Origin of the sequence: Gemmatimonas sp. (assembly GCF_031426495.1) — a bacterium.
Lineage (GTDB): Bacteria > Gemmatimonadota > Gemmatimonadetes > Gemmatimonadales > Gemmatimonadaceae > Gemmatimonas.
Genome location: NZ_JANPLK010000054.1, coordinates 1 through 11,460, shown reverse-complemented (window position 1 = coordinate 11,460; position 11,460 = coordinate 1). Strand labels below are relative to the sequence as shown.

Sequence of the window (11,460 nt, the reverse complement as noted above, 5' to 3'; positions counted from 1 at the left end):
CCACCCGACCCCCCCCCCCCCCAACCCCCCCCCCCCCCCGGGGGCGCGCCACCCCGCCGCACTCAAACCTCTCTTCCCGGCGCTCGCTCTGTTTCACGGTGGTGTCCAAACGACTCTGACCCCTTGAAACACACCTGCATCCTCCTTCCTGATACCCTCCCCCCTGCTCACTAGGGAGTTCGCAGTCCGCGATCCCGCAGCTTACAGCGGCCTACACCGCATCCGACAGCGACGAGAACGTAAAGTCCCGCACCTTGATCGGCGGCATATACACCGCCCCGCCGGCGCCAAGGTTCTCCGACGCGTTGATGCGGATCGTCGGGCCCATCGCCTCCAGATTGTTCAAGAAAAAGATCGGAGACTCGTTGAAGCGGAAATTCTTGATCGGGCGCGTGACTTTGCCGTTCTCGATCAGGAACGTCCCGTCGCGCGTGAGGCCCGTGTAGAGAATCGTACGCGGGTCGACACCACGGATGTACCAGAAGCGCGTGACCAGGATGCCGCGCTCCGTGCCTTTGATCATGTCGGCCACACTCGTCGTGCCGCCAAGCATGCGCAACGCACCGCGGCCGCCCGAACGCGTGGGCTGTACGCCCTGCTTCTGCGCCCAGAACCGGTCGTAGTTCAGGTTCTTCACCACACCGTTCTCGATCCACGTGACCTTCTCGAGCGGCATGCCGTCGCCGTCGTAGCCGCCGCTCGTACTCGGCGAATCGGCCGGGTCGGAGAGCAGTGTGACGCGCTCGTCGACCACCTTGAGCCCGATCTTGTTGCCGCCGCCTTGCTTTGAGAAAAACGAGCGACCTTCATCGGCGGAACGGGCCTGCATCGCATTGGCGATCAGCTGCACAAGATTCCCCACCGCCGTGGGCTCGAGAATCGTGGTGTAGCGCCCTGGCTCGATCGCCACCGGACTGCGCGAGTCCTTGGCTTTCTGTACGGCCGTGGCGGCCACGCGCGCCGGATCGAGATCCGAGAACGTGTTGCCGTCGGTGCAGGCCCAGCCGGAGCCGGTGCCATCGGGCGAGCGCACCGTCGTCGTCATCGTGACCGTCGAACTCGAGTCGTACGCGAACAGGCCCTTCGAGTTCGCCAGCGCCGTGGCCGACGCGCGACATTCGATGAAGCCGGTGGCGATCAACTCGTTCGCACGCGCCAGCTCGGTCACGATCTTCGATGCAGCCGCGCGCTCGGTCGGCGACGGCAGCGTGATGCTTCGCTCGCGCGGTGCCGGATACGTCTGCGCGCCCAGTTCCGGCATGCGCTCCGGATTGGGCGGCACCAGCTTGGCGATTTCATATGCCTGCTTCGCCGCGGCGGCGAGCGAGGCTTCGTCGAGACGGTTGGTGTTCACGCTGGCCGCACGGTTGCCGGAATACGCCGTGATGGTGACCTGCGTATCCTGATTCTCGCCTGACGTGGTGACCTGATTCAATGCGAAGCGCGTATCCGCGCGGGCCGCACTATTGATCGAAACGCGTGTCTCTTCCGCCGGCGAGTTACGCAGCGCGCGCTGCGCGATCTCCTGCGCCTCGGCACGCGTCAGAATGCCCGCGGGCGCGTACGCCGGCGTATAGAGAGAACGGGGGCCGAATTCGCTCACGCTCTCCTCCCGGTGTTGATGATGTTGGTCTGCTGGAAGAGTGACGGTACGCAGCCGTGACTCACGGAGTTCGACTGGCCCGGCTGTCCCTTGGCATCGCCGAAGGCGCCGCCCAGTTCATAGCTCTTCTGGCCGCCAATGGCTTTCAGCGACTTCCAGAAGTCGGGCGTGCGGAACTGATACGCCACATCCTTGAGCTGCCCCACGATCTTGCCACCCTTCACTTCGTAGAAGATCTGGCCAGCAAACTGTCCGTTGTAGCGCTGCTGGTCGATCGAGAACGAGCCGTCGCCCACGATGGCGATGCCCTTGTCCATCGAGCCGATCATGCTCTCGAACGTGTTGTCGGTGTTGCCCGGCACCATGCTCACGTTCGGCATGCGCTGGAACTGCACATCGGCCCAGCTCTGCGCGTACGAACAACCGTACGAACGCACCGGCTTACCCACGCTCTTGTAATAATCGGTCATCATCGTGGCCTGCTCGCGCGTGGTTTGATAGTCCACGAACACGCCGTTCTTGATGATGTCGAATTTCACCGGCTTCACCGCTTCATCGTCCCAGCCGATGGCGCCGAGCGATCCCTTCTGCTCGCGATCGCCAACCACGTTCAACAGGTCGGATCCGATGCGCAGCTTGCCGAGGACCTGCGCTGGCGGTGCAATGAAGCTCGTACCGGCGTAGTTGGCTTCGAAGCCAAGCGCGCGATCGAGTTCGGTGGGGTGCGCGATCACTTCGTGCACCGTGAGCCACAGGTTCGACGGGTGCAGCAGCAGGTCGTAGCGACCCGGCTCCACCGGCTTGGCGCTCAACTTCTGCACCGCCAGCTCGGCCCACTTGGGCGCGCGTTCAGCCATCTTCGAGTTGATCACCCACTCGTAGCCCAATCCCATCGGTGCGATTTCGCTGCTCTGCACCGTCTGGAAATCGGAGAAATCGGCCGACACCGCCGTGATCGACATGCTCGGCGACGTCCGATAAATCGTCTGCACCAGGAAGGAGCCGTCGCTCGTCATGAGCGACTTCTCTTCGCGCAGAAAGAACATGCTCGAGGTGACGTTCCGGATGCCCTTCACCTTGAGCGCCGATTCGTTGACGGCCAACAGCAGCGCCACCTTGTCGGTGATCGCGACGGTGAACGGGTCGGTTTCGATGGGGCTCTTCCACTCGCCCACCTGATTGCCGGGCGTCGGGGCGAGCTGCACCGGACGCAGCTGGCTGGCGCGGTTGGCGCGGGCCTGTTCGAGCGCGGCGCGGGTGGCGGTGGCCACCGAGTCCTTGTCGAGACGGCTGGTGGCGGCAAAGCCCCACGCGCCATCCACGAGCGTGCGCACGCCGAGTCCGAAGGTGTCGGTGTCGCTCACCCCCTGCACGATGCGATCACGCGTGTTCACGTTCTGCTGACGGCGGGCGGCGACGCGGACGTCGGCGTACGAGGCGCCGCCGGACTTGGCGACGTCGAGCGCGGCCTGCATGAGGGCCTTGATGGCCGGGTCATCGACCGACGGCAGGTCGGACGAAATGAGGCCGGGGGCGGCGATCAGCGAGCCGGACGGAGACAGCGCGGAGGCCGATCGCGTAGCGACCAGACCACCGGCAGCCACGGCGGCGCTGGCCTTGAGAAAATCGCGGCGAGAGCGTGTCATGAGCAGATCATGAGCGGGGCGGGAGGAGACACGGACCGCCCACAGGCGTGCCCTGGGCGTGTCCGGTACGGACCAACGGTCGTTGCAACTTACGCGGCCGACTGCGGTCCTGTTGAACGCCGTTGGCTGAGCGCCGCCGCCACGAAATCGCTTTAGCTTTCCAGAGACCGGTCCGTGCCACTGCGGTGCGCTCCGTCCCTCACGTTTCGCCGTTGGAGCCTTCCTGACCATGTCCCTGCTCCGCCGTCCCGCTCTGGCCGTCGCCCTCGCCGTCGCTGTCACGAGCCCGCTCGCACTGTCCGCCCAGATCCTCCAGAAGGCACCCGGCGCCCCGACCACGCTCACGCCGGCGCAGCAGGATGCGCGCGCGATCTACAAAGAGATGGTCGAGATCAACACCGTCGACTCCGTGGGATCGGTTACGAAGGCCGCGCAGGCCGTCGCGGCGCGCTTCAAGGCTGCGGGCTTCCCGGCCGCTGATATTCGCCTGGTGGGCCCAGTCAGCGCCCCGGCGAAGCAGAATCTGATCGTGCGCTACCGCGGAAAAGGGCGCGGCAAGCCGATCCTGCTGCTCGCCCACCTCGACGTGGTGGCCGCGATCCGCAGCGACTGGCCGCGCGACCCGTTCACCATGACCGAACTGGACGGCTACTTCCTTGGACGCGGCGTGGCCGACGACAAGTCAATGGCGGCCATTCTCACCGCCAACGTGCTGCGCTACAAGAAAGAGGGCTGGGTGCCCGAGCGCGATCTCATTCTCGCGCTCACCGCCGACGAAGAAGGTGGTGGCGACAACGGGGTGAGCTGGCTGATCGCCAATCATCGCGAGCTCATCGACGCCGAGTATGCGATCAACGAAGGGGGCGGCGGCACGCTGCAGAACGACAAGCCGCTGTTTCATTCCATTCAGGCGGCCGAGAAGGTGTACAACGACTTCACGCTGACGGTGCTCAACACCGGCGGCCACTCGAGCGTGCCGCGCAAGGACAATGCGATCTACTCACTGGCGAACGCGTTGGCCCGCATCGAGAAGTACACGTTCCCGGTTGAACTGAACGACATCACGCGCCCGTTCTTCGAGCAGACGGCCAAGGTGGAAATGCCGTCGCTGGCGGTCGCGATGAAGGCGCTGGTGGCTAATCCCGCTGATACGTCCGCAGCCCGCATTATCTCCACCGATCCGCGCTACGCCTCGATGCTGCGCACCACCTGCGTGGCCACGCGCCTCTCTGCCGGACACGCCAACAACGCGCTCCCCCAAACGGCCACCGCGAATGTGAATTGCCGCATCGCGCCCACGAGCACGGGGTCGCAGGTGAAGGCCGCGCTCGAGCAGGTGATCGGTGACGCGACGGTGAAAGTCACCGGCTCGCGTGAGGATCGCAAAGACGGCGCGCCGGGCGCGATCAACGCCACCTTGCTGCAAGCCACCACGCAACTCACGAACAAGATGTTCGGCGGTGTGCCCGTGATTCCCACCATGAGCACCGGGGCCACGGACGGTTATCGGCTGCGCGCCGTGGGAATTCCCACCTACGGCGTCAGCGGCATCTTCTCGTCGCCCGGCGAGACCAACGCGCATGGGCGCGACGAGAAGTTGCGTGTGAAAAGCTTCTACGACGGACTCGATTTCCTGTACGAACTGGTGAAGCAGGTGGCTGGCCCCAATGCAGGCAAGCCAATCTCCTGACTACACCTTCATGCCAGGTTCGCTCTCGATGACAGCGCGCGCGATATCGACCATGCGCACGCTGCGATCCTGGCTCGAGCGCTGCATGATGCGGTAGGCTTCCTGTTCGCTGCTGCCGGTGCGACGCATGAGAATGCCCTTGGCGCGTTCGATGAGCTTGCGGTTCTCGAGCTGTTCCTTGGCCTCGGCGGCTTCCCGGCGGGCGGCGAGCAGCTCGCGGGCGCGCGTCACGGCCATGCGCAGCGTGGCGTCGAGCGTGGTCGGCGGCGTCGGCTTGGGCAACAACGCCACGGCCGTGCTGCGCAACACGTCAGCCGTGCTGAGCGTGAGCGACAGATCGCCCGTGATGAGCACCACCGCCGTACCGGGCAAGGCTGCCGCAATTTCTTCGGCCGCCTGCACGCCGCTGGCGCCCGGCATGTGCATGTCGAGCAACACCGCATCAGGCGTGAACTGCTGCGCCTTCTCGATCGCCTCCGTTCCGCTTTCGACTTCAGCGACCACCATGTGGCCAAGCGCGCCGAGGAGGTCGACGAGGGTAGACCGCTCGAGGGCGTTGTCTTCGGCCACCAGCACGCGAATGGTCGACGGCAGTTCCGACATATTCTTACTCGGTTGTAGAAGCGGGAGCAGAGCGTCCCGCAATGTGAGCCTGCAATTCGGCCGCGCGCAACGGTTTGCGGAGAATGAATTCCGCGCCATGCGACTCGCCGGTATCAGCAATGGGTTCCCAGCCGGTAATGACCCCGACGCGGACGTCGGGCACCTTGCGACGCGCATACCGCACAAGGTCCCAACCGCTCCCGTCGGGCAGTCCGACATCCGTCAGCATGAGATCGTACGGGATTTCAGCGCCGGACGCGAGTTTTTCTCGCGCTTCGGCACAAGTTGCTACGGCATCCACATGATGCCCGTCGGCCATGAGGATGCGCCGCAGGAACTCACGACCGTCGTCGTGGTCTTCGACTACGAGGATATGGTGCGGAATGACCGGCAATAACGCGGCGTCCGGGATCGCATCGGCCGTCTCGATGCCCACGGCGCGCGGCAGTCGCAGGGTCACTTCGGTGCCGCGCCCCGGCACCGACGAAATGGTCGCCGTGCCCCGATGTCGGCGGGCGATGCCGTACACCTCTGCCAACCCCAGTCCTGAGCCTTTCGCGCCTTTGGTGGTAAAGAACGGCTCGAAGGCCCGTTCGCGCACATCGGCGCTCATGCCGACTCCCGTGTCGCGGATCGCGAGACAGGCATCCGCCCCCTCTTCAAACGTGCGCACGGTCAGCGTCCCGCCAGTCGGCATCGCGTCGACCGCGTTCTGCACGAGATTGAGCAGCGCTTCACGGATTTCGCCAGGAAGCCCACGCGTGCTGACCGTGGGCGCACACTGTCGCACGATCACGACTTCACCGGCGTCACTGGACCGACGCAGACGCATTGGTTGCGTCAGATCGAGCACTTCCTCGACCATGGCCGAGAGGTCGAGCGCCTCGTCGCCACCGGCGTGTACCGGCTCCTGACGAATGAAGCGCCCAACACGCGACGCGGTCGCGGCCCCGATCTCGGCCGCCTTCTGAATGCGATCGGCGTAGTCGCGCACAGCATCGGGCGACTCGGCGTAGTGGCGCAGCAAATACGCCGCCGCCATGATCGGATTGAGGGCGTTGTTCACATCGTGCATGACGCCGGCCGCCAACTGCCCGACTGCCGTGAGACGACGATCGCGCAGGCGATCTTCCTGCGACGCGATCAGCGCCCGCGACCGCTCCTCGACCAATCGTTCGAGATGCTCACGCTCGTGCGTGACTTGGTGCTGCAGTTCCGCTTCACGTCCCTGACGCTCATGCAACTGGCGCTCGAGCCGATCGTGCTCGGTGACGTCACGATCGAGCAGGACCACGCCCGTCACCTCGAGCTGCCCATTTCGGATGGGGGCCGCACTCGACTCGATCACCCGCTGCGCGCCCAACCGACGCACTTCGAGCCGCTGTTGCCGCACCAGGTTGCCCGCCAGCGCGCGCATGGCTGGTGCATCGAGAAAGGACAGCGGACGATTGTTCGCGACGTCGTGCGGCGCATCGAGCTCCCACAGCTCGCGCACGGTGGCGGGACTATGCGCGGCATGCTCGAGATCCGCCGCACCGTTCGATTGCACAATGCGCCCCGCCACGTCGGTGATCCGTACCGAGGACGGCGTAAGCATCATCAGCGCCGACAGCTCCCGATCCACCCGCGCCGACATCGTGCGTTGCTCGTCGCCCGCCGCCGTAACCGTCGCCGTGAGCAGCAACAACTCGTCGTCGAACGCCACGGCGCGCAGATCGGCGACCCGACCGTCGCGACCGAGTGGCACCTGCTGCGTAGTGGGCGACTCACCCGAAGCAACGCGCTCCAGCAGCGCGGAACCGGACGACCCGAGTGGCAGCAGTACGACACTCCATGATTGCGAGGCCAGCGGCGCGCGGTTGTCGACCACGAACCACTCACGCCCAAGTGTGTTGACCGCGTACAGCATCCCCGTACGCCGGAACAGCGCCGCCGCCGCCGGCAAGGCCTCCAGCAATGCCGTGGCCCGCACCGGATCGGGCGCGGTGCCTACGGGGGATCTCGCCTGGTCAATCAGACTCGGGTCAGCCATTCTCTCGCCGCTCGCATGTCGCCGCGACCCACGCACGACGTCGTTGTCGCGTATCGGGGTACACTCACACTCTGGATTCCCGAGCATCCTGCTCTGACAAGAGTAGCGACGACTGGTCCCACCCGTCAAACGAACCGCACGGTTTCCCGGGCGGCCGGGCAGCGTGATCCCCGTTCGGCCAGTAGCTTGGGTTCCATGTCTACCCCGTTTCGCACCACACTCTGGCGGGTCCTGCTCATTCAGGCCGTCACCCTGGCGCTGCTGTGGCTGCTGCAGTCGCGATACACCCTGCTGCCGCTCTAGGCCCTCATGCATTGGATCAATTGGGCCATCGTGGCGGTGTATCTCGTGGTCGTGGTCTTCGACGGCCTGCGGCGAACGCGCGGCACCACGAACATCGAAGGCTACTTTCTGGCCAACCGCAGTCTGCCGTGGTGGGCGGTCGGACTCTCGGTCATGGCTACGCAGCTCTCGGCCGTCACCCTGATCGGGACCACCGGCCAGGGCGCCACCGATGGCCTGCGCTTCGTGCAGTTCTACTTCGGGCTGCCGATCGCGATGGTGATCCTCGGGGTCACGATCGTACCGTTCCTCCACGGCGCCAAGGTCTACACGGCGTATGAGTTCCTCGAGAAGCGCTTCGACGCCAAGACGCGCTCGCTGACGAGCTTCCTCTTCCTGCTCTCGCGCGGCATGTCCTGCGGCACCATCATCGCCGCCCCCAGCGTGGTGCTGTCGGCCATTTTCGGCTGGGACATCACCTGGTGCGTGGCCTTGATTGGCATTCCCACGGTTATCTATACCGTACTCGGCGGCGTGCAGGCGGTGACCTGGGCCGACGTGAAGCAGATGTTCGTGATCGTAGGTGCCCTGATCGCGATCGTCGTCGTGCTCATCATGCGCATGCCCGTTCCACTCGACAACGCGCTCGAGATCGCCGGCGCTACCGGTCGACTGCGCGTATTCGATTTCTCGTTCAACCTGTCGGAGACGTACACCTTCTGGTCGGGCATCCTCGGCGGCACGTTCCTCATGCTGTCGTACTTCGGCACCGACCAGAGTCAGGTGCAGCGCTATCTGGCGGCCAAGTCGGTCGATCAGGCCCGCAGCTCGCTGCTGATGAGCGCTTACTGGAAGATTCCGCTGCAGGCGCTAATCCTGTTCATCGGTGTGCTCGTGTTCCTGTTCTACACGTTCACGCCACCGCCGATGCTGTTCAATCCGCAGCACAGCGCGCAGGTGCAACAGAAAGAGCCGGCCACGTTCGCCGCCCTCGAGGCGCGCTACACGACCGCGATCACCCAGCGTGCGGCCGCCGCGCGCGAAGCGTCAACCGATATCGACAATGGCGCGGAGGCGGCCACCACCGGTGCGCTGCTCGCCTTCCGCAGCGCCGACTCTTCGGTGAACGTGGTGCGCAAGGACGCGCTGGCCGCCGCCGGCCGAGTGACCGGTGAAGCGTCGCGCGACGTGAACTACATCATTCCGCGCTTCGTGCTCGACCATCTGCCGCTGGGCTTCGCCGGCATCTTCCTCGCCGCCGTGCTGGCGGCCGCCATGTCGAGCATTGCCGCCGAGCTGAATTCGCTCTCTACGGCGAGCGTAGTGGACTTTTACCAGCGTTGGTTCCGGAAGGAAGGCAGCGACGCACACTTCCTGTTCGTCTCCAAGGCCGCCACGGCGCTGTGGGGCGTGTTCGCCTGCGTGGTGGCGGTGTACGCCGCCAACCTCGGCTCACTGATCGAAGTCGTGAACCGTTTCGGCTCGTTCTTCTACGGCTCGATTCTGGGCGTGTTCATTCTGGCCATGATTCCGCGCACGCGCGCGTTCGGTGCATTCGTCGGTCTGCTCAGCGGCATGGGTGCCGTAGCCGCGGTGTCATTCGGTGTGCCCAGTGTGAGCTTTCTGTGGCACAACGTGATCGGGGCGGTGGTGGTGGTGGTGGTGGGGTCAGTGCTGAGTTTCGGGCCGACGACGAAACTGCAAACACCCTAGGTAGCAGGAAGGAGGGTATCAGGAAAGAGGATGCAGGTTGACCTGCGCGCCGTTCACCTGCTTCCTCTCTCCTGATACCCTCCTTCCTGCTACCTAGGGAGTAAAACGCTCAGAGTGGCGAATGCCCTTATCGCTACATTTTTGGCGGCTGCACCGTCGGCTGTCCATTGATCAGATTGGCCAGTATCCGCGCCGCGCCCGGCACGCCGTTCGGCAACTGCCGGAACAGCGCCAGCGTGACGTACACGAAGCGCCCCTTGCCCAGCGGAGCCACGAGCAAGCCTCCCTGCTGCACCGGTTCATTCGGGTCGTTCATCGCCAGGAGCGGCGTGTAGCGCTTGTCGAATGTGCTGGGCATATACGTCGCGCGCTCCTGCGCCCAGTCGGCCCAGTCGGCGGCACCGATACGATTCGGACCCACCAGCAGCGGATTCGTGGGCTGCAGTACCGTGACCGGCGCCTGCTCCATCGTCACGCGTGCGGCCGGACGGCCCCACTGCATCGGATACGGCACCACACCCGGAAAGCGGTTCATATCCTGGGCGCCGTACTGCACGACGAGCGTGCCGCCCTTGTTCGCGTAGTCGAGCAGACGCGCGTTGTTGCGCACCAGCACGTCGCTCGCTTCGTACGCGCGCGGTCCGACCACGATGCTCGTGAAGCGCGACAGGTCGGTGCTGGTCAGCATCGACGGCTCGATTTTCTCCACCGCGATGTCGAGCTGCTCGAGCGCCTCGAGGCCGGTATCACCGACACCTTTCACGTAACCCACGCGGGCACGCGGCGGGAGCTTCACGTTTACGGCCGACAGGTACATGCCGCTGCCACCGTACAAGCGCATTGGTGTGATGTGGTCGTACTGAATGTTGTACACGCTGTTGGTGCTCATGGCACCGTCGTGAAGCGCCAGCGCCACCAATTCAAGACGACCTTCCTTCACCATACCGCGCACGCGGAAGGTGAGAATGGTGACCCCATCAGGACCCAGCGTGCGCACCCGCTCCACCGAGTCGGCCTTCAGACCTTCTGGCAGCTCAAGCGTGACCTGCACTTTGGTGTCGTGCGGGTAGGATGACTGAATGCGCACCGGCACGTAGCGCTCCACCGGAACACCGGCGCGAATGTACTCCATGGAGTTACTGAGATTCACCGTGATGCCGGGAACTGCCGACACGGGAACTTGCTGATCGCCCTTGATCGGATCGGCGAAGCGATACACCACCGGCTCATGCACGATCACGTTCTCACCGGCGATCATGAGTCGCGCCTGCACCATCGTGGCGCGCTGCTCCTGTTGCTGCGATTCGGTGCGGGCGTCGATCGGCGCTTGAAACCAATCCTGCTGTTTCCGACCGAACGCGCGCCACCACGGTGAGTTCGGTTGAAACGCCACCGCCCAGCGGTTCAGCACCGCCGCACTATCAGGACCGATCGACACGTCGCCAGCTTCACCGGGGCGCAGCCCGAGGCCCGCCACCGACGCGTTCACCAGCTGCACCGCGGCATGTCCGCGATTGAAGACCGTGATCGTGACCGGCAGTGAATCATTCACCGCAACCTTGACCGGCTCGCGCACCGGGAACGTGGCGCGTGTGGCAGTGGCTTCCACCGCCACACCGGCCGCCAACACCAGCGCGTGCTCAGCGCGATCGATTGTCGTGACCAGCGCATCCCACAACGCCGGCGGCGCTTCACCGGGGGCGCGGCGCGACAAGCTCGATGGCGCACCGGGACGACCCGCAATCAGAATGCCGGGGCCACTCCCGCTCGCGCTGCGCACCGTGCGCAGCTGCCGCAGCGCCTGGGCCAGCGGCGCCACGATCGGCGACGGATCATCCGCGCGATACGCCGTGCGCGCCGACGCGATCGTGCGTAACGCCGAGTCGAGCAC

Annotated in this window: 7 protein-coding genes; 2 read left to right on the top strand and 5 right to left on the bottom strand. The window is 65.1% G+C overall.

The features are described from left to right. Positions 1 to 211 precede the first annotated feature (211 nt). Together RMP10_RS14305 and RMP10_RS14300 are read right to left on the bottom strand one after the other, a co-directional pair. A complete protein-coding gene (locus tag RMP10_RS14305) occupies positions 212 to 1,603 on the bottom strand; it encodes a TldD/PmbA family protein (RefSeq protein ID WP_310570889.1) in 1,392 nt (463 codons plus the stop codon). Further along, complete coding sequence (locus RMP10_RS14300; RefSeq protein ID WP_310570888.1) at positions 1,600 to 3,249, bottom strand: TldD/PmbA family protein; 1,650 nt, start codon at positions 3,247 to 3,249, stop codon at positions 1,600 to 1,602. Before RMP10_RS14300 ends, RMP10_RS14305 begins: the two co-directional genes overlap by 4 nt. Before the next feature lie 229 nt (positions 3,250 to 3,478). Here RMP10_RS14300 and RMP10_RS14295 point away from each other — a divergent pair, with 229 nt between their 5' ends. Beyond that, entirely contained in the window at positions 3,479 to 4,939 is a 1,461-nt protein-coding gene (locus RMP10_RS14295) for a M20/M25/M40 family metallo-hydrolase (RefSeq protein WP_310570887.1), read from the top strand. Here the strand turns inward: RMP10_RS14295 and RMP10_RS14290 are convergent, their stop codons facing one another. Together RMP10_RS14290 and RMP10_RS14285 are read right to left on the bottom strand one after the other, a co-directional pair. Then, entirely contained in the window at positions 4,940 to 5,542 is a 603-nt protein-coding gene (locus RMP10_RS14290) for an ANTAR domain-containing protein (protein WP_310570886.1), read from the bottom strand. A gap of 4 nt (positions 5,543 to 5,546) precedes the next feature. Then, entirely contained in the window at positions 5,547 to 7,574 is a 2,028-nt protein-coding gene (locus RMP10_RS14285) for an ATP-binding protein (protein ID WP_310570885.1), read from the bottom strand. A gap of 309 nt (positions 7,575 to 7,883) precedes the next feature. Here RMP10_RS14285 and RMP10_RS14280 point away from each other — a divergent pair, with 309 nt between their 5' ends. Then, entirely contained in the window at positions 7,884 to 9,569 is a 1,686-nt protein-coding gene (locus tag RMP10_RS14280; protein ID WP_310570884.1) for a sodium:solute symporter, read from the top strand. Between the two features lie 133 nt (positions 9,570 to 9,702). On the opposite strand, the gene RMP10_RS14275 is transcribed toward RMP10_RS14280, so the two are convergent. Beyond that, a partial coding sequence (locus RMP10_RS14275) for a hypothetical protein (RefSeq protein WP_310570883.1) occupies positions 9,703 to 11,460 on the bottom strand: 1,758 nt, incomplete at its 5' end.